Source organism: Bradyrhizobium sp. SZCCHNS3002, from assembly GCF_032377435.1.
In the GTDB taxonomy this organism is placed as follows: domain Bacteria; phylum Pseudomonadota; class Alphaproteobacteria; order Rhizobiales; family Xanthobacteraceae; genus Bradyrhizobium.
The window spans coordinates 228,543-247,036 of sequence record NZ_JAUHHY010000009.1; the positions used below are offsets into that span (position 1 = coordinate 228,543).

General features: G+C 65.7%; 21 protein-coding genes and 1 tRNA gene. 13 read left to right on the forward strand and 9 right to left on the reverse strand.

The genetic code is table 11. The annotated features are described in order from the left end of the window. Positions 1-161: 161 nt before the first annotated feature. Both QW845_RS20560 and QW845_RS20565 read right to left on the reverse strand, forming a co-directional pair. Positions 162-860 (reverse strand): flagellar hook capping FlgD N-terminal domain-containing protein, encoded by a 699-nt coding sequence (locus tag QW845_RS20560; protein WP_315803359.1) that lies wholly within the window; start codon positions 858-860, stop codon positions 162-164. A gap of 12 nt (positions 861-872) precedes the next feature. Continuing rightward, positions 873-2,477: a flagellar hook-length control protein FliK gene (locus QW845_RS20565; RefSeq protein WP_315803360.1), complete on the reverse strand. Its 1,605-nt coding sequence runs from the start codon at positions 2,475-2,477 to the stop codon at positions 873-875. Here QW845_RS20565 and QW845_RS20570 point away from each other — a divergent pair. The 5 genes from QW845_RS20570 to QW845_RS20590 all read left to right on the forward strand — a co-directional run bounded on the left by QW845_RS20570 (position 2,464) and on the right by QW845_RS20590 (position 5,436). Then, positions 2,464-2,691, forward strand: a complete 228-nt coding sequence (locus QW845_RS20570; RefSeq protein WP_315803361.1) for a hypothetical protein — start codon at positions 2,464-2,466, stop codon at positions 2,689-2,691. The genes QW845_RS20565 and QW845_RS20570 overlap by 14 nt on opposite strands. A gap of 142 nt (positions 2,692-2,833) precedes the next feature. Then, entirely contained in the window at positions 2,834-4,030 is a 1,197-nt protein-coding gene (gene mnmA / locus QW845_RS20575; RefSeq protein WP_315803362.1) for a tRNA 2-thiouridine(34) synthase MnmA, read from the forward strand. Between the two features lie 27 nt (positions 4,031-4,057). Further along, positions 4,058-4,693, forward strand: a complete 636-nt coding sequence (locus tag QW845_RS20580) for a class I SAM-dependent methyltransferase (protein WP_315803363.1) — start codon at positions 4,058-4,060, stop codon at positions 4,691-4,693. A 76-nt stretch (positions 4,694-4,769) separates the two neighbouring features. Next, complete coding sequence (locus tag QW845_RS20585) at positions 4,770-5,120, forward strand: hypothetical protein (protein ID WP_315803364.1); 351 nt, start codon at positions 4,770-4,772, stop codon at positions 5,118-5,120. A 239-nt stretch (positions 5,121-5,359) separates the two neighbouring features. Continuing rightward, positions 5,360-5,436: transfer RNA gene (locus QW845_RS20590), tRNA-Met, on the forward strand. Positions 5,437-5,513: 77 nt separating this feature from the next. Here the strand turns inward: QW845_RS20590 and QW845_RS20595 are convergent. Continuing rightward, a complete protein-coding gene (locus QW845_RS20595) occupies positions 5,514-6,365 on the reverse strand; it encodes a LysR family transcriptional regulator (protein ID WP_315803365.1) in 852 nt (283 codons plus the stop codon). 146 nt (positions 6,366-6,511) lie between these two features. On the opposite strand from QW845_RS20595, the gene QW845_RS20600 reads away from it, so the two are divergent. Then, positions 6,512-7,489 (forward strand): alcohol dehydrogenase catalytic domain-containing protein, encoded by a 978-nt coding sequence (locus tag QW845_RS20600; protein WP_315803497.1) that lies wholly within the window; start codon positions 6,512-6,514, stop codon positions 7,487-7,489. A gap of 14 nt (positions 7,490-7,503) precedes the next feature. Here QW845_RS20600 and QW845_RS20605 read toward each other — a convergent pair whose 3' ends face one another. Next, complete coding sequence (locus tag QW845_RS20605; RefSeq protein ID WP_315803366.1) at positions 7,504-7,671, reverse strand: hypothetical protein; 168 nt, start codon at positions 7,669-7,671, stop codon at positions 7,504-7,506. 62 nt (positions 7,672-7,733) lie between these two features. Here QW845_RS20605 and QW845_RS20610 point away from each other — a divergent pair, with 62 nt between their 5' ends. Next, positions 7,734-8,063, forward strand: a complete 330-nt coding sequence (locus QW845_RS20610) for a hypothetical protein (RefSeq protein ID WP_315803367.1) — start codon at positions 7,734-7,736, stop codon at positions 8,061-8,063. 142 nt (positions 8,064-8,205) lie between these two features. On the opposite strand, the gene QW845_RS20615 is transcribed toward QW845_RS20610, so the two are convergent. The 3 genes from QW845_RS20615 to QW845_RS20625 form a co-directional block, all read right to left on the reverse strand. Next, the gene (locus QW845_RS20615; protein WP_315803368.1) at positions 8,206-8,838 is read right to left on the reverse strand and encodes a response regulator transcription factor; all 633 of its coding nucleotides are present in this window, start codon (positions 8,836-8,838) and stop codon (positions 8,206-8,208) included. A gap of 107 nt (positions 8,839-8,945) precedes the next feature. Then, positions 8,946-9,767, reverse strand: a complete 822-nt coding sequence (locus QW845_RS20620) for an alpha/beta hydrolase (protein WP_315803369.1) — start codon at positions 9,765-9,767, stop codon at positions 8,946-8,948. A gap of 189 nt (positions 9,768-9,956) precedes the next feature. After that, positions 9,957-10,856, reverse strand: coding sequence for an AraC family transcriptional regulator (locus QW845_RS20625; RefSeq protein ID WP_315803370.1), 900 nt, complete (start codon positions 10,854-10,856; stop codon positions 9,957-9,959). A gap of 238 nt (positions 10,857-11,094) precedes the next feature. On the opposite strand from QW845_RS20625, the gene QW845_RS20630 reads away from it, so the two are divergent. Further along, complete coding sequence (locus tag QW845_RS20630; protein ID WP_315803498.1) at positions 11,095-12,060, forward strand: MBL fold metallo-hydrolase; 966 nt, start codon at positions 11,095-11,097, stop codon at positions 12,058-12,060. A gap of 20 nt (positions 12,061-12,080) precedes the next feature. Here QW845_RS20630 and QW845_RS20635 read toward each other — a convergent pair whose 3' ends face one another. Beyond that, entirely contained in the window at positions 12,081-13,070 is a 990-nt protein-coding gene (locus tag QW845_RS20635) for an AraC family transcriptional regulator (RefSeq protein ID WP_315803371.1), read from the reverse strand. A gap of 85 nt (positions 13,071-13,155) precedes the next feature. Between QW845_RS20635 and QW845_RS20640 the strand changes: the two genes are divergently transcribed. The 5 genes from QW845_RS20640 (at position 13,156) to QW845_RS20660 (ending at position 17,285) form a co-directional block, all read left to right on the forward strand. Beyond that, a complete protein-coding gene (locus QW845_RS20640; RefSeq protein ID WP_315803372.1) occupies positions 13,156-14,529 on the forward strand; it encodes a PLP-dependent aminotransferase family protein in 1,374 nt (457 codons plus the stop codon). A gap of 93 nt (positions 14,530-14,622) precedes the next feature. After that, entirely contained in the window at positions 14,623-15,900 is a 1,278-nt protein-coding gene (gene soxC / locus QW845_RS20645; protein WP_315803373.1) for a sulfite dehydrogenase, read from the forward strand. Then, complete coding sequence (locus QW845_RS20650) at positions 15,887-16,426, forward strand: cytochrome c (RefSeq protein ID WP_315803374.1); 540 nt, start codon at positions 15,887-15,889, stop codon at positions 16,424-16,426. Before soxC ends, QW845_RS20650 begins: the two co-directional genes overlap by 14 nt. Positions 16,427-16,530: 104 nt before the next feature. Then, entirely contained in the window at positions 16,531-16,944 is a 414-nt protein-coding gene (locus QW845_RS20655; RefSeq protein ID WP_315803375.1) for a DUF302 domain-containing protein, read from the forward strand. Positions 16,945-16,955: 11 nt separating this feature from the next. Continuing rightward, a complete protein-coding gene (locus QW845_RS20660; RefSeq protein WP_315803376.1) occupies positions 16,956-17,285 on the forward strand; it encodes a hypothetical protein in 330 nt (109 codons plus the stop codon). 349 nt (positions 17,286-17,634) lie between these two features. Here QW845_RS20660 and QW845_RS20665 read toward each other — a convergent pair whose 3' ends face one another. Then, complete coding sequence (locus QW845_RS20665; RefSeq protein WP_315803377.1) at positions 17,635-18,333, reverse strand: helix-turn-helix domain-containing protein; 699 nt, start codon at positions 18,331-18,333, stop codon at positions 17,635-17,637. Positions 18,334-18,494: the final 161 nt, after the last annotated feature.

Below are 18,494 nucleotides of genomic sequence, written 5' to 3' on the forward strand. Positions count from 1 at the left end.
CGGCGCTATGCGCGAACGCCGCCACTTCCGGTGGCGCTGCGCCCCGGGAGCGGAATCGTGGTAAATGATTGGTTAAGAATTTCCGGCGCTTACGCTGACATGTCGCCGCGGCGGCTGAGCTTGTTCGAGCTCAGCCGGGATCGGTTCAGACGGGGCGGGAGCTAGCTCACGATCCGCTGGATCTGGTTCACCGTATAGGTCTGGCCGCCGATCGACAGCAGCGGCGGCTGCTGGGTCAGGTCGACCGAGGATACCGTGCCCTTGACCTGGGTCGAGATGGCCACCGGCGAACCGTTCGTTGCATCGGTGCCGACCACCGTGATCTTGTATTGCCCGTCCGGCCATTGGGTGCCGTCATTGCCCTGGCCGTTCCAATTATAGGTCTGGTTGTCGCCGGCGCTCGCCGAATATTTGCCGCTGAAGACGGTCTGGCCGACGCTGTTGGTGATGCTCACCGTCAGGTTGCTGTCCTTCGGAATGCTGAGATCCCAGCTCGCTTGCCCGTTGGTCATGGTCGTCGTCGAGCCGTTCACCACCGCTGTCTTGCCGACGAAGGCGAGCGCCTGGGTCGCCTGCGTCGTCTGCTGCATCGTGAGCAGCGATGCGAGCTGGTCGTTGGTCTTGAGCTGCTGCTCGACGCCGGCGAACTGCACGAGCTGCTGGGTGAACTGGTTGGTGTCCAGCGGATCCAACGGATTCTGGTTCTGCAACTGCGTCGTCAGCAGCGTCAGGAAGGTCTGGAAATTGCCGGCAATGGTCGAGCCTGCGCTCGAGCCGAGGCTGCTGTTGCCGGTTGACGAATTGGTGTTGGTCGTGCCCGAGACCGGCGGGGGTGCCGTGATCGCGTCGCCGATTGCCATGGAAGCCTCCTGTTAAACCCTGATATCCACGCCGCCTTGCGCGCCGAACATCCGTCCATAGGACCGTCCGGCGAGCTGGACCGGGACGTTTTCGTCCTCGGTCACGATCAGGCGTTGTGCGTTGCCATTCTGTTGATAATCGCCGCCATTCTGGCCGGACGAGTTCTGGTCGCGCAGCGAGAACTGCAATCCGCTGTTGTTGCTCTTGAGGCCGGCGTCCTGCAGCGCCTGCTGGAGCTGCGGCGCCGTCTGCTGCAGCATCGCCAGCGTCTCCGGCTTCTCGACCCGCAGATGCGAGGTCACCTGGCCGTTGCGGTCGACGTCGATGCGGACGTCGATGCGGCCGAGCTCGGCCGGATCCAGTCGGATCTCGAAGCGGCTCTTGCCGTTGAGCGCGGAGGCTGCGATCTCGACGGCAAGCCCATGAAGCGGCACAGCGGCCGCCGTGGCGGCTGTCGCGGTCAGGTTGGCCGAGGTGATCTGGCTGGTCGATGCGGCCGGCGTCGACAGCTGGGGCTGCAACGCGGCCGTGGCCTGTGCACTCGGATCCGGCGCCGGCCCGTTGGTCTGGCTGGTCGTCGGCGCGGCGTTGCGATCATGTGAGGCCGGTGCCTGCACGTTGCCATTCGCCTTCCCATCGCCGGCCTCGACGGAGTCCGGCTTGGCTGCAACAGCGGGCTGTTGCGCGAGCGCGCCATGGCCCGGCTGCTGAGTGGACTGGACGTTGCCATTGCCAGTTTCGGTGACCTTGCCGGCTGCGCCGTCGGCGAGCCCCGTCTTGGTCTGGGTGCCCGGCTTGCCCGTCGTCTTGGTGCTGCCGGGAACCGCCGCATCGAGCGCGGCGGTGAAGGTCTGATCGGCAGATGCGGCAGCGTCGCCGGAGGCCGCCGCTGCCGTCTCCGGCGTCGTCGCGGTGGATCCGGCTCCGTCGGCATCCTTGGCCGCCCCGGTGGATTTGGCTGCGGCCGCCAGCAGGCCCGCCGCGGCATCGACCGAGCCCTGCGGGCCAACACCGGGCACTCCGACGGGAGCGGCCGCACCGGGCGCATTGGTTTTGCCGTCGCCGTCCGCCGTGCCATCGCCGGTGGCGGGGGTGGCGAGGGTGATCTCGGGCTGGATGGCGACGGCGACCGGCGTCGGCACGGCCACGGTCGGCCCGGCTACAGCGGTCGTCGCGGCGCTCGCATCCGTGCCGGCCTGATCGCCGTCCTTCTTGTCGCCCGTCTTGCCGTCGCTGGTCTTGCTGTCGGCGGTCCCGGCCGCATCGGTTTTGGTCGACGTGCCGGCGCTCGCGTCGCCCGGGGTATCCGAACCGCTGTCGTCGGCGCGCGCGGTGCTGCCGTCGGCCTTGTCCGCCGGCTTGTCCTGCGACCTGGCCTGGGTGGTGCGATCGGCGTCGCCGGCCCGCGCCGGCTCGCGGCTCGGGGTGGAAGCGCTGGCGGCGCGCGGCGACGGCGACGCGGAGGTGGGCGGCGACGCTGTCGACGGATCCGGAGTCGCGGCGTCGACCAGCGCCGAGAAGCTGTCGGACGGCTGCGGAGCGTCCTGACGGGACTGTCTCGGCGCCGTGGTCTTGAGAACCGTGCCTGCCTGGATGTCTGACGTGACGCTGAACACCTTGGACCCTCTCGCGATGAACTCGACCAAGCAGTTCAGCAAGGAGCGGGCCAAGCCGGGGTTGCAGAAAATCGCCAACAAATTCAGGTTCTTATGGAATCAATCGGGGCGCGGGCCGCAGCCCTCGTCCTCGCCATTTCTGCCCGGCCGGCAAGATTTGCCGCCGGCATCTGCGACCGGCGCAATTGCTTCGCAGGAAGTGCGCCTATATTAGAGACAGATGCTTTCGTGTTGTTTCCGATCAGGACATCCTGTCCGGAGATCGCCCGAAGCAAGCCATCCGCAAAGACGGCGCATGCGAGGCGTTCCCGCGCCGGGAACCCGTTGCCTGACGCCGCGATCGCAGTGACCGGATCATGCTCAACAGTCTCGATCTCGAAGGCCGTCCCGAAGACACCAGGGTCGTCGTCGCCATGTCCGGCGGCGTGGACTCCTCGGTGACGGCCGCGCTGTTGAAGTCGGAAGGCTACGACGTCGTCGGCATCACTCTGCAGCTCTACGATCACGGCGCGGCGACGCACCGCAAGGGCGCGTGCTGCGCCGGCCAGGACATCCACGATGCCCGCAACGTTGCCGAGCGCCTCGGCATCCCGCATTACGTGCTGGACTACGAAGATCGCTTCCGCGAGTCGGTGATCGACAATTTCGCCGCCAGCTACGCTTCGGGCGAGACGCCGGTGCCGTGCATCGAGTGCAACCGCGCGATCAAGTTCGGCGATCTCCTGAAGACCGCGCGCGAGCTCGGCGCCTCCGTGCTCGCCACCGGCCATTACGTCGCCTCGCGGCGGCTGGCGGACGGATCGCGCGCGCTCATCTGCGCGGCGGACAGCGATCGCGACCAGAGCTACTTCCTGTTCGCGACCACGCGCGAGCAGCTCGATTACCTGCGCTTTCCGCTCGGCGACATGACCAAGCCGGAGGTGCGCGAGCTCGCGCGCCGTTTCGGCCTGGAGGTCGCCGACAAGCATGACAGCCAGGACATCTGCTTCGTGCCGACCGGCCGCTACACCGACATCATCGGCAAGCTGCGCCCGAACGCGATGGAGCCGGGCGAGATCGTCGATCTCAGCGGCTGCGTGCTCGGCGCGCATCACGGCATCGCCAACTACACGATCGGCCAGCGCAAGGGCCTCGGCATCGCTGCCGGCGCGCCGCTCTACGTCGTCAAGCTGGACGTCGCCACCCGCCGCGTCGTGGTCGGCCCGCGCGAGGCGCTGCGCACGCATCGCATCACGCTCCGCGAGGTCAACTGGATCGGTGATGGCGCGCTCGACGCGGCCGCGCGCGAGGGCCTCGAATTGTTCGTGCGGGTGCGCTCGACGCGGCCGCCGCAGCCGGCCTGGCTGCGCGGTGCGGACGGCCGTTACGAGGTCGAGCTCGTTGCCGGTGAAGAGGGCGTCTCGCCGGGCCAGGCCTGCGTGTTCTACGATGCCGCGTCCGGCCGCGCCCGCGTGCTCGGTGGCGGCTTCATCCAGAGCGCTGTTGCGGAAAGCAGCAGCTTGGGCGGCAACGCGATCAGGCCGCAGCGCGTGGCCGAGCCGGTCCGCGGCTGATCAGCGTCCATCATTCAGGGCAGGGGCATGGGGGACATCGACCGCGCGGGGGTCGAAAAGGCCTATGAGCGCTGGGCGCCGATCTACGATCTGGTGTTCGGCAAGGTCTTCGATCAGGGCCGCCAATCGACCATCGCGGAAGCCGATCGCATCGGCGGCCGCATTCTCGACGTCGGCGTCGGCACCGGCCTGTCATTGTCGGACTACGCCCGGACCACGAGGATCTGCGGCGTCGATATCTCCGAGCCGATGCTGCGGCGGGCGCAGGCCCGCGTCCGCGAGCTGAAGCTCTTCAATGTCGAGACGCTCGCGGTGATGGATGCCAAGCATCTCGCGTTCCCCGACAATTTCTTCGACGCGGTGGTCGCGCAATACGTCATCACTGCGGTGCCGGATCCCGAAGCGACGCTCGATGATTTCATCCGCGTGCTGAAGCCGGGCGGCGAGCTGATCCTGGTCAACCATATCGGCGCCGAGAGCGGCCCGCGCCGCATCTTCGAGCTCGCCTTCGCGCCGATCGCCCGCCGGCTCGGCTGGCGGCCGGAGTTCCCCTGGGCCCGGCTGGTGAACTGGGCTGCAAAGCATGGCGGCGTCACCTTGGCCGAGCGCCGGCCGATGCCGCCGCTCGGACACTTCTCGCTCATTCGCTACCGCAAGGGCTGATCACCGGATACCCTGGCCGTGCGCTTTGCCAGGCCATCCGCGCGGAACGCGAACGCGCGGTTTGCGTTGCCCCGCCATGAGCATCAGGCAAACCTTGTTCCTCTCGTTCGCACTGGTCTCGGCCGCGGCTGCGGCCCGCGCCCAGGCGCCGCCGACGCCGGCCACGCCGCCGCAGGCAACGGCGCCGGCCCCCAACGCGAATGCCGCTTGTGCGCCGAATGCCCGCGCGACGGCGACGCCTGACGGCATCACCACCGGCCGCGCCGGCGAGCTGCTCGGCGACAAGCTGGCGAAGACCAACGGCGTGTTGTGTCCGCCGAGCGGGGTCGACCCGGAAATGCACGCGCCGACCCGGGAGGGCGGCACGACCCCGGTGATCCCGCCGCCCGGCAGCCCCGGCGGCAATCCGAACGTACAGCCGAAGTGAGCCTCTTGTGATCCGCATTGCCGAGCAGCTGCTGTTGGTCGCACACGTCGGCGTGTGACCCTCGACGAGCGGCGGATACATGCGCAAGGCCTTGGAGAGTCGTCCGGAAATCCCCTCGTGCGAAAACCGCTGCTGCCCGCGAGCTTTGCTTGACAGGGGCGGAGACGCCTCCTTATATGCCGCCCGTTCACAAGGCCCGGCGGCCCGCTTCGACCGGTCTTGCCTTGATCGAACACCGTGGCGGGGTAGCTCAGCTGGTTAGAGCACGGGAATCATAATCCTGGGGTCGGGGGTTCGAGTCCCTCCCCCGCTACCAACGGTCACCCCTCCACCCGAACGCTTCGTCCCCATTCTCCCGGTCCGCAAGGCTGGCGCGCCACGCCACGGCGCGGCCTACGATGCCAGCCGCGCGATCACCAGATCGAGCACAGCCCGCAGCCGCGCCAGCCGGCGCAGATCTCGATGATAGCCGAGATAGGTGTCCCGCCCCGGCGGCTGCTCGCCGACGTCGACCTGCTGGAGGCCGGGCGTAGCGTCTCCGAGCGGTCGGGGCAGGACGGCAAGGCCCGCTCCCTGCGCGCAGAGAATGGCCTGAACGTCCCGGTTGTTGCTCCGCATCGCGACCTCCGCCTTCGGGAGTTTCTTCGCCAGCCAGCGCGCGTCGGGCATATCGGCGAAGGCCGTGTCCATGGTGACGACCCTGATCCCTTCGCCGTCGCCTCCGACGTTCCGGGGGCCGTGAACCGGGCCGTACACGGCATAGGGAATGTGCAAGAGCCGCCGCGAGATCACCTCCGGCTCGTCGAACGACCGAATGCGGAACACGAGGTCCGCCTCGCGGCGGGGAAGGCTGTAGAGCCGAGCATCGGTCAGCAGCTCGACACAAACGCGCGGGTGGAGACGGCCGAACTCGGCAAGGACAGGCGCCAGCATCAAGCGGCCAAACCAGTCCGACGATGAGATCCTGAGGAAGCCGTCGAGTTGCGCCTGCGTTCCGGCCAGGCGTCGCTCGAAGGCGAGCGCTTCCTCCTCCACGCGCTCGGCGTGGGCCAGCACGGCCGTGCCTTCGTGTGTGAGCACGAAACCCTCGGACGTCCGCTGGAACAGCGTCTGGTTCACGGCGGCCTCAAGGGCTGCGAGGCGGCGTCCCATGGTCGGTTGAGACAGGCCGAGCCGACGCGCTGCAGCACCGAGCGTGCCCTCGCGCGCAATGGCAAGGAAGATCCGCAGGTCGCTCCACTCCATGCCGGTCCTTTCAAAAACAGCCCGACGGGATCGCTGGACACCTATTCAGAACTGAATGAATTACGTACAAATTGGATGATGTCCATTCAGAAAATGAGGGATCATGGTCTCCGCCATCACAGCAGGAGGTCTCAATGACCCATTCGATGACGGCTGCCGTCCTCCACGAAACTGGCGCGCCGCTCCGCGTCACCCCGATCAGCCGCCCGACGCCGGGGCACCGTGAGGTCCTTGTGCGCATCGCCGCGGCGGGCACCAACCCGTTGGACGCCAAGATCCAAGACGGCCAGGCCGCGCATGCCAAGCATCCCGCGCCCGCCATCCTCGGGCTGGACATGGCTGGGACGGTCGAGGTCGTCGGCCCCGGCGTCACCCGGTTTCGCCCTGGCGACGAGGTGTACGGCATGGTCGGCGGCGTCGGCGGTCATCCCGGAACGCTGGCCGAATATGTCAGCGCCGATGAGGATCTGCTTGCGGCCAAGCCGGCCAACCTCTCCATGCGCGAGGCCGCGGTTCTGCCCCTCGTGACGATCACGGCCTGGGAGGGTCTTGTCGATCGCGTCGGCATTCGACAAGGACAGACGCTCCTTGTGCTGGGCGGAGCCGGTGGCGTCGGTCACATCGTGGTCCAGCTGGGGCTCGCATTCGGTGCAACGGTCCATGCCACGGGAAGCGCGGAGAGCAGGCCCGTGATCGAGCGCCTTGGCGCGACCTTCATCGACCGGCACGAGCCGATTGCCGAAGCGGTCGGCCGCGTGACGGGAGGGCGTGGCTTCGACGTCGTGTACGATACGGTTGGCGCTCTCGACGTCGCCTTCGCCGCGGTGGCGAGGTTTGGTCACGTGACCTCATCGCTGGGGTGGGGCACCCATCCGCTCGCGCCTCTCTCGTTCAAGGGCGGCACCTATTCCGGCGTTTTCACCCTCCTGCCGCTGATCGAGGGTGAAGGACGGCGGCACCACGGCGAGATTCTCGAGAAGGCCGCGCAGATGGTCGAGGCCGGCAAGCTCACGCCGCTGCTCGACCCGCGCCGGTTCGCACTCGAGGACGTCGGCGCGGCCTATGACGCCCTCAAGAAGGGGGGTGGCGCAGGCAAGATTGCGGTCGACATCGGGGCGGCGTGAGCTTGCTCGACCAATCACGGCTGCACAGGTTTCACTCGCAAATGGCAACGCCAAGGGATCGCGCGATGAGAGTCTGGTGCCGCGCCCGCTTCGACCACCTTGTCGACAAAGCCGGAGCAGGCCTCTTCGCCACCGTCGACCAGGTGACACCCGAGATGTTCGATAACCTGCTCGTCACGCATCTCAAGGGTTCGTTCTTCCTCGATCGAGGTCTCCGGTGGGGACCAGATCTGAGAGGCGAGACATGGTGACGGCCAGCGAGACACGTCACGCGCGGGGCTTGCCTCAGGCGGCGGAAGTCACCTCGTTCCGCATGAAGCCGGGGATTGCGGCGAGGCAGGCCGTCGAAGCCGGCCGTGACATCGATGCTTGGCTTCGTCAGCAGCCCGGCTTCGTCTCCCGGCTCATGATCTCCAACGCGGATGGCTCGATCACCGACATCGTCGTCTGGAGGTCTGAGCGGCACGGTCAGAATTCGTCGAGAAGGCTAATGGCCGAGACCGCGTTCTCGCCCTTCCACGCAATGGTCGATGGCAAGTCGGTCGACTGGAGATTCGCTGCCGTCCTGATCTGAACGCAGGCGAGGACATGCGCAGCACGCCTGCAGTTGCCCGCACATTCACGGGTGAACGTGTCGCTCGCACCGGATTGCGCAAGGCGGGCTTCGACCTATTCTCTATCGACACCACCCAGACGACAACTCCACGGCGCCCTCGCTAGCACCGCCCGAGCTCGAGGTCGCGGACCTTCTGAACCATGTCCGTCACGGATGTCGCCTCGAGCTTTCTGAAGGCATTGCTTCGATGCATCTTCACCGTGATGAGGGAGATCCCGAGTTCGGCCGCGATCTGCTTGTTGACCAGGCCGCGATCGAGAGCCGTCAGGACCTCCATCTCTCGCGGCGTCAATCGGGTGGCGCGATCCCTCAAGTGATCCTTCGCGCGCTCCTCCTTCTGCCGTCGCGCCTCGATGTCAATGGCTTCGTCGACCGCCGTGAGGAGGTTCCGCGGCTGGAATGGCTTCTCCACGAAGTTGATTGCGCCGGATCGCATGGCGCTGACAGCGGTCGACACATCCGCGTCGCGGGCGCTCATGATGATCGGGGTTCGGACGTTGCGTGCAAAGAGATGCTGCTGCAGCGCCAAGCCGCTCTTGCCCGGCAACCGGACGTCGATCAGGAGGCAGCCGACTTCGCGATCAACGCCCCTGGTGAGCAGCGAAGCTATCGAATCGTGCCACCTGGACTCGAGACCCGCTGACATCAAGATGGCATCGAGTACGTCTCGCGACGTCGTGTCGTCATCGACGACAGCGACGACATGAGGTGGTGGGATCTCCGGCCTGGCCAACCTGAGATGGTGCAACTCGCCGCGGCCACGCGTCCGCGCACCGTGCTGCAGGAGAGGGGAGTCCGCAGCCGAATGCGAGGATGTTCGACGGCGAGGAAGCTCTGCCGTCATTCTGCGATGAACGCGAGAATGTCTGCGTTGAGGACGTCGGCATGGATCGTCAGCATGCCGTGCGGAAAGCCCTTGTAGAGCTTCAAGGTGCCATGCTTGAGCTGTTTGGCCGACAGCAGCGCGGCGTCTTGATAAGGCACGATCTGATCGTCATCGCCGTGCATGACCAGCGTCGGTACATCGATGAGCTTGAGGTCCTCGTTGAAGTCCGTTTCCGAGAACACCCTGATGCATTCATAATGCGCGTGGGCTGCGCCCATCATGCCCTGACGCCACCAATTGTCGACGACACCCTCGATGAGGCGCGCGCCCGGCCGGTTGAAGCCGTAGAACGGAATCGGCACATCGCGATAGAACTGCGCCCGGTTGGCCGCGAGCTGGGCGCGGAGATCATCGAATACGGCGAGCGGCGTGCCGTCTGGATTCGCTGACGTCTTGAGCATGATCGGAGGGATCGCGCTGACCAGAACGGCCTTTGCAACGCGCCCCTGGCCGTGACGGGCGACGTAACGCGTGACCTCGCCGCCGCCGGTCGAGTGTCCGACGTGGACGGTATTGCGCAGATCGAGCGCGCGTGCGAGCTCCGCCACGTCGGCCGCATAGGTGTCCATGTCATGGCCGGTCGAGGACTGGCTCGACCGGCCGTGACCGCGCCGATCGTGCGCGATCACGCGATAGCCGCGATGCAGAAAGAATAGCATCTGGGTGTCCCAATCGTCGGCGCTGAGCGGCCAGCCGTGATGAAACAGGATCGGCTGTCCGTTGCCCCAATCCTTGTAGAAAATCTCGGTTCCGTCGGTCGTCGTGATGAAGGGCATGGATGCATCTCCAGTTGAGACCCGTCGAGGATTCCGATTGCAGCGCGGGCTACGGCGCGGCCTCGGACGTGAGCGTTCGTTCGACAACGACTTAAAAGAGACCCACCGGAGAAGTCTTCCGTGCGGACTTCCAATCTTGAAAGAATGCACGAGCACGCGCTGGGCAGCTGCAGCGGATGGAGCTACGGTTCAGCTTGTTCGATTGCGGGCGCCCAGCCGCCAAAGCGCCGGGGAGTTTCCGGTCATTCGCCGAAAGGCGGTGGTGAAATGGGCCTGGCTGCTGAAGCCGAGATCGAAGGCGATCGAGACGACTGGCTGTTCCGTCGCTCGAAGCCTCTCCTGGGCGCGGACGATCCGGCGGTGCAGGATATAGGCATGGGGCGGATGCCCGGTGGCGGCCTTGAACTGGGCGGCAAATCGAGATCGGGGAAGGCCAGCGATGTCACTGAGTTGCGACAGGGAGATCGTCCTACCAAGGTGCGCATCGATATAGTCGAGGGCGCGGCCGATACGGTCGGCCGCGGGCTTCGCCGCGTCGCCGGCGCTGATCGTGCGGCCATGATGTCGTTCGATCAAGCGCGAGCCGAACGCCAAGGCGAGCCCTTCCACGAAGGAGGGTCCCGCGATTCCGTCATAGAGGTCCGCGGCCCTGAATGCCAAGGCAAGCTGTCGGAGACCGTCGTCGACGATCCGGTCGGTCTCGAACAGACAGATGTCGCCCGATGGCAAACGCCCGAGCACGCTGTTCATGCACTCGCGCAGCAGATCCTGCGAGAGAAAAACCCTGAGATTGTCGAGCCGGCCCCTGGCCACCCCGCGCCAACGTCCCTGCCGCGGGCCGGTGATCAGCATGGCATTCGGCTCCTCGCCGCCGCTCCAGACGCTGCGTCCGGAGATCAGCAACTCTTGTCGCGCGCGCCGCTGCACCAGCGTCACGACGTGTGAATCATCCTCGCAATCGGAGCAGACTTCGATAGGACCGTTGTGCTCGCTTCGCCAGCGCGACAGGCCGACTTGAAGATGGCGGCCGTTTGCGAGCGTGGCGGGGGCAGGCTTGGCGCGCCATTGAGTTTCGTCGTGCACCAGCATGGAGAGACCTCGTCGAGAAATCGTTTAGTTAGACAGCGCCGACCGGATGCGAAAGAGGCCGTAGGCCGCAGTGCCATCGATTGACGTGCGAATTGGAAAGTCATTCGCACTTTCAGGAAGCAAGCATGGTCTCTCGTCCGCTAGATGTCGTGACCAGCCGTCGCAACGCTGCGCCGAGGCCAGATTGTGGTGGCTGCCGGGAGACGTTGCTGCCGAACGGGCAATGGGAGATCGCAAGATGACACTGGCTGAGAACCATTCCCGCCGAACGTTCTGCATCTGCTGTATCGCCGCAGCCGGTGCAGTTGCCGCGGGAGGCTGGCTCACGCCATCGCAGGCGTTTGCCGAAGCCCGCAACATCGTGGATACGATCCGCGACGCGGCGGCGCATGCGCCGATCAAGGTCCACGCGCTACGCGGCGATGTCAGCATTCTCGAAGGATCCGGCGGCAACATCGCGGTTCTCTCCGGACGCGACGGCAAGCTGCTTGTCGATGCAGGCATTACGGCGTCGCGTCCGAAGCTGCTGCAGAGTCTGAATACCATTGGCCGCGGCCCTGTGACGCGCCTGATCAACTCGCACTGGCATTTCGACCATACTGACGGGAATGCGTGGTTGAACGGCGAGGGAGCGGCGATCGTCGCCCACGCGAACACCCGCAAGCATCTGTTGTCAGCGCAGCGCGTCGAGGACTGGGACTACAACTTCCCGACATCGCCGCTCGCCGCAGTTCCGAGCGAGACCGTCAGCGCCGAGACGACGCTGAAGCACGGCGGCGCGACGGTTGTGCTCCGGCCCTACGGCGCTGCGCATACCGATTCCGATTTGTCGATCACGTTCACCGAGGCCGACGTCCTGCACTGTGGCGACACGTACTGGAACGGAATCTATCCTTTCATCGACTATTCGACCGGCGGCAGCATCGACGGCATGATCAAGGCCGCCGATGCCAATCTGGCCGCGGCGGGCGACAGGACGATCGTCGTTCCCGGACATGGCGCGCCCGTGAGCAACAGGAAAGAGCTCGCGGTTTATCGGGACATGCTCTCCGCCATCCGCGACAATGTCGCCAAGCTGAAGCAGCAGGGACGTTCGGTGGAGGAGGCCATCGCGGCCAAGCCGACCACGGCCTTCGACAGCCGCTTCGGCCAATTCCTGATCACGCCGGCGTTCTTTACCCGACTGGTCTACCAGGGCGTCTGACGTCCGCGGCCAAGACAAAATCATGGCACAGCGCGGCGCCAGCGTCCGGGCGCTTCTCCGACCAGGCGCCGGAACACATTGATGAAATGCGTTTCGCTCTTGAATCCGACGGAGATGGCAACATCCCGGATCGATCGCTCGGGATCGAGCAGCAGCCGCTTCGACGCATGAACCCGGCACTGGAGGACATACATGTGGGGCGACATGCCGGTGGAGGCCTTGAACTGAGCTGCGAAATGCATGCGGCTGAGACCCGCGGCGGCGCTCAGATCCGCCAGCGCGATCGGCTGTTGAAGATGAGCATCAATGAAGGCCTTTGCCCGATTCAGCCGCCACGGTGTCAGCGGCGACAGCTTTCGCTTCGGCGAATGCTCCTGCTTCAGGTGGTAGCGCCCGATCAGGTGGGCCGCGAAGCTGATGCTCAGGCTGTCGAGGAACAACCGGCTTGGGGCGGCGTCATCGGCGAAGGCGCGCATCAGCGACGTCATCAGGTGACGCAGCACCTTGTCGTCCGCTTCCTGCGGGCCGAACAACTCCATCGAAGGGTCGGCGGGCCTGCCGCTGATGTCCTCGTAACATTCCGTCACGGTGGCCGGAGAGACGAACGCCCGCAGGATCGCGTAGTCCTCGCGATAGATTGCCCGCGCATTGGGAAGCGCGGGCCCTGTCAGGACGATGGTGCCTGGAACGACGTCGCCATCGATCACGGACCGTCCGGCAATGGAGAGCGACAGGTTCGTGCACCGCACGGCGTAAGACACCGTGTAGGGCAGGTCGGCCAGATCGGCTTGCACCTCGAGTGCGGCTCTGTCGATCCTACCGCTCCACATCGAGACCGAGAGTCGTGCTCCGCCGTCCGCGGTCAGCGATGGTGAGTGCGGTGGCTCGCGCCAGCGTCGTTCGGCAGGGATGTGCGCCAGGCTTGGCAGCGAGGTGACCAGGGCCGGCACATGTCGGCCCGTGTGCGATAGTCGCGTCGCCGTGTTGGCTTCTCTGGCCTCGTTGTCCATTGCGCGCCTCCGTCCTTGACCGAGGGGGATGATCCATACAATCTGTCAGAAGAAGCATGCAATCAAAGGAATTGCGGAGAATTGCATGGATTGGCTCCCTACACTTTCCGAATGGCAAGGGCCGCTGTTCGTCCGCATCGTCGATGCGCTCGCCGCGGATATCGCGAGCGGACGGCTGCTGCGTGGGCAGCGGCTGCCGACGCACCGCAGCCTCGCGGCGGAGCTGAGGATCGATCTGACGACGGTCACACGCGCCTATAGCGAGGCGCGTCGTCGAGGCTTGATCGAGGGGCGCGTCGGGCAGGGGACGTTCGTGTCCGAGACCACGGCGCGTGCGTCTCCGGACCAGCCGGCCACGGTCACCATCGACCTCTCGATGAACCTGCCGCCACAGCCGGTCGAGGCGCAGCTCGAACGGCGGATCGAGCAGGGGCTTTCGACCATTCGCACGGAGGCCGGCTTGAGCGCGTTTCTGAGCTACGCGCCGCCGGGCGGCAGCGTGGACCAGCGCGAAGCTGCCGCCCTCTGGCTGCAACCGCGGCTGTCTCATGCCTCGCCCGAGCGGATCGTGATCTATCCGGGATCGCAAGCGATCATCTTCAATGCTCTGCTGGCGCTGACGCAGCCGGGCGATGTCGTCGTGACGGAGGCGCTCACCTTTCCCGGAATCAAGGCAGCCGCTGCGCAGCTCGGTGTGCGTCTCATCGGGGCTGCCATGGATCTGGAGGGGGTCCGGCCCGACGCGCTGGATGACGCCGTGCGCAAGCACCGGCCGAAGGCGGTCTATCTGGTTCCGACACAGCAGAATCCGACTACCGCGACGATGAGCGCCGGACGGCGGCAGGCAATCGCCGACATCATCCGCAAGCGCAACACCGTGCTGATCGAGGATGATGCCTATGGCCCGCTGGAGCCGCGCGTCGCGCCGATCGCGACCTTGATCCCCGAGCGAACCTATTACGCGGCCAGCATCGCCAAATGCATCGCGCCGGCCCTGCGTGTCGCCTATCTGCTGGCGCCCGACGACAAGGCCGAGCAGATGATGCGCGTCAACCTGCAGGCAACGATGCAGATGCCGGCGTCGCCGATGGTTGCGCTGGTCACGCACTGGCTGAAGTCCGGTGTCGCCGACGAGATCATCCGCGCCATCCGCAACGAGGCCGCCGCCCGTCAGCAGCTCGCGTCGCGTCTGCTGAAGGGAGTGACCTATGCCGCGCGTCCCGCCAGTCATCATCTTTGGATGCCGCTGTCGCCGCAGCTCGACGGCACCGACCTGCTGTCGCATCTGATGCGGAACGGCCTGGCCGTCGTCGGTGAGGTCGCGTTCGCGGTCGGCCAGCCGGCACCGCGCGGTCTGCGTCTCTCTCTCGGAGCGGCACGCAACCGGGCCGAGCTCGGTCAGGCATTGCAGGTGCTGTCGCGCGCAGTCACCGCGCGCTCCGTCAGACAGATCGTATAGCGCGATCCCCGGGCGTTCACATCCCCCGGTATAATGGAGGCGCCACCGAATTGCAGATAAGCCTCTGCGACCTCCGTCATCCTGAGGGCACGCATGAGCATCGAAAAGCCGTCTCACACCTGGCTCCGGTCCGATGAGGGAGGCGGCATCTCGCGTCGACGCTTCGTCAAGGCGTCGGCGGTCGCCGTCAGCGTCTCGATAGCCGGCGAAGCGCTCGCCGACGATCTGACCGACGTGCCGGCGCGGGAGCCGGGTGATGCGTTGTCCGCCTTCAGCGCGCGCTCGCCCTATGTTCACATCGGACGGATTCCGGAGGCGACGCCCGGCAAGCGGAATGTCGATCCCGCCGATGCGATCAACTCTAAGACGCCACTCGACAGGCTCGTCGGCACGATCACCCCGTCGGATCTGCACTATGAGCGCAGCCATTCCGGTGTTCCGAACATCGATCCGGCCAGGCACAGGCTGCTCATCCACGGCATGACACGCGAGCAGCTTGTGCTGACGCCCGATGACATCGCGCGAATGCCCTCGATCTCGCGCGTCGTTTTCATCGAGTGCACCGGCAATGGCTGGGAGAACTGGAAGAAGGCCGACCCCAATCTGACGGTGCAGAATACCCATGGTCTCGTCAGCAGCAACGAATGGACCGGTGTCCCGCTTCGCCATCTGATCGAGCTGGTCGGCAAGGATCATCGCTCCGCCTGGATGCTGGCCGAGGGCGGCGACGCGGCGGGCGTTGCACGAAGCATCCCGCTCACGGATGAGATCATGGACGAGGCGTTCGTCGCCTATGGCCAGAACGGCGAGCCGCTGCGGCCGGCCCATGGCTTCCCGTTGCGTCTCATCATGCCCGGATTCGAAGGCAATCTGAACATCAAATGGCTGCGCCGCCTGAAATTCGGCGACGCGCCCTGGATGACGCGCTGGGAGACCGCGCGCTACACCCAGCTGCTGGCCAACGGCAAGGCGATGCAGTTCCAGCTCAGGATGGAGACCAATTCCGTCATCACCTCGCCCTCGGGGACGATGACGATCCGCCCCGGCTACAACCGCATCACCGGCCTGGCCTGGAGCGGCCATGGTCGGATCGCAAAGGTCGAGGTGAGCACCGACGCGGCCCGAACCTGGCAGCAGGCCCGGTTGAACCATCCCGTGCTGCCGAAGGCGCAGGCGCGCTTCCAGCTCGACTGGCAGTGGGACGGCAAGCCCACCAGGATCGTCAGCCGCTCGACCGACGAGAAGGGCAATGTGCAGCCCGATCGCAAATCGTTCATCGCGAAGACCGGGACCAACGCGCTGTTCCATTACAGCGCCCAGCAGACATGGAGTATCAGCGGCGATGGGAAGGTCAGCAATGTTCTCGCCTGAGCGCCTTTTCGCTACCGCGCTGGCCGCGGCGCTTCTCGTCTGTCCGGCACATGCGGCCGAATTCGGACGCCCGGCAACGGCGCAGGAGATCAGGCTATGGGACATCGACGTCCGTCCCGACGGCAAGGGCTTGCCAGAGGGCAGCGGCACGGCCGCGCGTGGCAGGGAGCTGTTTGCCGAGAACTGTGCCGCCTGCCATGGCGAAGGCGGGCAGGGCGGCATCAAGGATCGTCTGGTGGGCGGTCAGGGGACGCTCGCCTCTGGCAATCCGGTGAAGACCGTCGGCAGTTTCTGGCCTTATGCCACGACCTTGTTCGACTACATCCATCGCGCCATGCCGTACCAGGCTCCGGGCTCGCTCAGCGTCGACGACTACTACGCATTGTCGGCCTACATCCTCAGCCTGAACGGCATCCTGCCGCCGGACGGCCGTCTCGATCAGGCCTCGCTTCCGAAGGTTAGAATGCCGAACCGCGACGGCTTCGTTCCCGTGCCGGAGTTCAGCAGGGTGCGGGCGCCAAAATGAGCGGATCAGGCTGCCGGCAATCCGCCGGCCGGGGCCTCGTGATCGGGTGGACGCTCGCTCTGCTCGGCCTTCTGACATTGTCGACAACGATCGGAGCACAAGCCATGGACCCGAACGGGCTGATCACGATTCAAAGCCATAATGATCCGAGCACCACGATGCGGAAGCTGCAGGACGCGGTCACATCGAGGGGACTGACGATCTTTGCTCATGTCGACCATCGGGCCGGCGCCGTCGAGGCGGGCATGACGCTGCGCCCGACCGACCTGCTGATCTTCGGCAGCCCCAAAGGGGGAACGCCGCTGATGCAGGCCGCACAGACCAGCGGCATCGATCTGCCCCTGAAGGTCCTCGTGTGGCAGGACGCCGAGGGCCGCACCTGGTTGTCCTACAATGACCCGGCCTGGCTGCTGGGGCGTCACGGCCGACCGGCGGCGGCCGAGCCGGCCGTGCGGGCCATGACCGGCGCGCTCGAGGCGATTGCCGGAGCCGCGGCGTCCGAAGCGTCGCCGCAATAGGGGCGCATGCCATGCCGCGCATATCCTGGCGTTCGCTGTGGGGAGAGATGGCGTCGGATGCCCGCACCATGGGGGCCGGCGCCTATCTGCTCGTCGCAGCATTGCTGTCGATGCTGGTTGCGGTGATCGTCGTCGCGGTTCTCGGCTGGTCGTCCGCAGAAGGCACCGACGTGCCGTCGTCAGGCTATGCCGCGATGGCCATCGGCGTGCTGTTCTCGCTCGTATGCGGCATCGGGCTGATGGTGCTGGTGTTCTATAGCAGCCGTGCCGGCTATGATGAGCCGCCGACGATCGTGTCGCGGGACGCCGACGATCAGCCAGGTCCGCCGGGCCTGGTCTAGGCGGATGTTGCGGCGTGGCAAGATAGAGGCGGGGCTGATTAACCTCACACTGGACAACGTCCAAGCCCTGGCAGTAGCGCCCGGCGTTGAGCCCGCCGATATGCTGAAGTGGCCTCGTCAAATCTAAAAGCAGTCACGTTTAGAGGAGGGCTGGTGAACCCCTGGCTTGGCAATGCCGATCGCGCAAAACCAGATCACCGACGCAGCGGCCGATCGGTTTCGGGCCGTCTCAGCGACTGCCACGCGGAGTGGGTGTGGCGGCGGAGAAGAACCATATCGACGGCTCCGATTCCGGACTCTGCTGATTGACCGTTCCCAACAGAGGGGCAGGACCGATCGCAAGAGGAGCCTACGAGCCGGGATCGTCGATCAGCGGCTTTGGCCGGGCAAACAGCTCCAACTTCTCCTTGCGGTCGATGACGATCTCTCGTCCGCGGATGCGAACCCCATGGCTCGTCAGTTGGGCAAGACTGCGTGACAGGTTTTCGCGCGTCGTGCCGATGTGGGAGGCCAGCGTGCCGCGGTCGAATGGAATGACGATATTCGGGTGCGCCGGTTCGCGCTGGGCTTCGGCAAGGATCCAGTTGGCGAGGCGCTCGATGCTCGACCGGGCCAGGTTGCCCTTCAGCTTCTTGACAGAAGCGCGATAGGCATACGCCAACTCCTGAGCGACAATCCGTGCGAATGCGATGTCTTCGTCGAAGAGTGCCCTTACATCGCGGGCCGGGATCAGCAGCACCCGCGACTCGGTCAGTGTGCGGGCTGAATTGAGATACGCCTGATCGACCACGACTGCAGCAAGTATGAAGGTCGACACGGGACGAAGCAGCGAGATGCCCCACTCGGCCTCATCCTGCTCGGTGTAGATTTCCACCAATCCGCCAATCAGCACATGCAGGAAGTCGGCCTGATCTCCCTCGCGAGCCAACCGCACTCCGGCCGGAAATTGCTGCAGCAGAGCCGCGCCGAGCAGCCGCTTCAAATTCTCGTCGCTGAGGTCCGCGAACAGCGGCAGCGTCTTCAACTGGGCGAGTTCGTCGGGGCGCAAGCGAAGCTCCAGCGGTTACTCACCTGCTATCGCCCCGAACTGTGACAAAAGTCAATTGCATACGTGCGGTCTGATAATCCGATCTGGAGCATTTGGCAGATTGTGGCCGACCGGGCCGTCCGGTTGATGCATCGCAAAACCTTTCCCGGGTGCCCCGAATA

What these genes read in the sequence shown, in the direction of transcription:
- QW845_RS20560 (WP_315803359.1), bottom strand. Translation starts at nt 860, where the DNA reads ATGGCAATCGGCGACGCGATCACGGCACCCCCGCCGGTCTCGGGCACG.
- mnmA (WP_315803362.1), top strand. Translation starts at nt 2,834, where the DNA reads ATGCTCAACAGTCTCGATCTCGAAGGCCGTCCCGAAGACACCAGGGTC.
- QW845_RS20580 (WP_315803363.1), top strand. Translation starts at nt 4,058, where the DNA reads ATGGGGGACATCGACCGCGCGGGGGTCGAAAAGGCCTATGAGCGCTGG.
- QW845_RS20585 (WP_315803364.1), top strand. Translation starts at nt 4,770, where the DNA reads ATGAGCATCAGGCAAACCTTGTTCCTCTCGTTCGCACTGGTCTCGGCC.
- QW845_RS20595 (WP_315803365.1), bottom strand. Translation starts at nt 6,365, where the DNA reads ATGGAGTGGAGCGACCTGCGGATCTTCCTTGCCATTGCGCGCGAGGGC.
- QW845_RS20600 (WP_315803497.1), top strand. Translation starts at nt 6,512, where the DNA reads ATGACGGCTGCCGTCCTCCACGAAACTGGCGCGCCGCTCCGCGTCACC.
- QW845_RS20605 (WP_315803366.1), bottom strand. Translation starts at nt 7,671, where the DNA reads ATGCGTGACGAGCAGGTTATCGAACATCTCGGGTGTCACCTGGTCGAC.
- QW845_RS20610 (WP_315803367.1), top strand. Translation starts at nt 7,734, where the DNA reads ATGGTGACGGCCAGCGAGACACGTCACGCGCGGGGCTTGCCTCAGGCG.
- QW845_RS20620 (WP_315803369.1), bottom strand. Translation starts at nt 9,767, where the DNA reads ATGCCCTTCATCACGACGACCGACGGAACCGAGATTTTCTACAAGGAT.
- QW845_RS20625 (WP_315803370.1), bottom strand. Translation starts at nt 10,856, where the DNA reads ATGCTGGTGCACGACGAAACTCAATGGCGCGCCAAGCCTGCCCCCGCC.
- QW845_RS20630 (WP_315803498.1), top strand. Translation starts at nt 11,095, where the DNA reads ATGACACTGGCTGAGAACCATTCCCGCCGAACGTTCTGCATCTGCTGT.
- QW845_RS20635 (WP_315803371.1), bottom strand. Translation starts at nt 13,070, where the DNA reads ATGGACAACGAGGCCAGAGAAGCCAACACGGCGACGCGACTATCGCAC.
- QW845_RS20640 (WP_315803372.1), top strand. Translation starts at nt 13,156, where the DNA reads ATGGATTGGCTCCCTACACTTTCCGAATGGCAAGGGCCGCTGTTCGTC.
- soxC (WP_315803373.1), top strand. Translation starts at nt 14,623, where the DNA reads ATGAGCATCGAAAAGCCGTCTCACACCTGGCTCCGGTCCGATGAGGGA.
- QW845_RS20650 (WP_315803374.1), top strand. Translation starts at nt 15,887, where the DNA reads ATGTTCTCGCCTGAGCGCCTTTTCGCTACCGCGCTGGCCGCGGCGCTT.
- QW845_RS20655 (WP_315803375.1), top strand. Translation starts at nt 16,531, where the DNA reads ATGGACCCGAACGGGCTGATCACGATTCAAAGCCATAATGATCCGAGC.
- QW845_RS20660 (WP_315803376.1), top strand. Translation starts at nt 16,956, where the DNA reads ATGCCGCGCATATCCTGGCGTTCGCTGTGGGGAGAGATGGCGTCGGAT.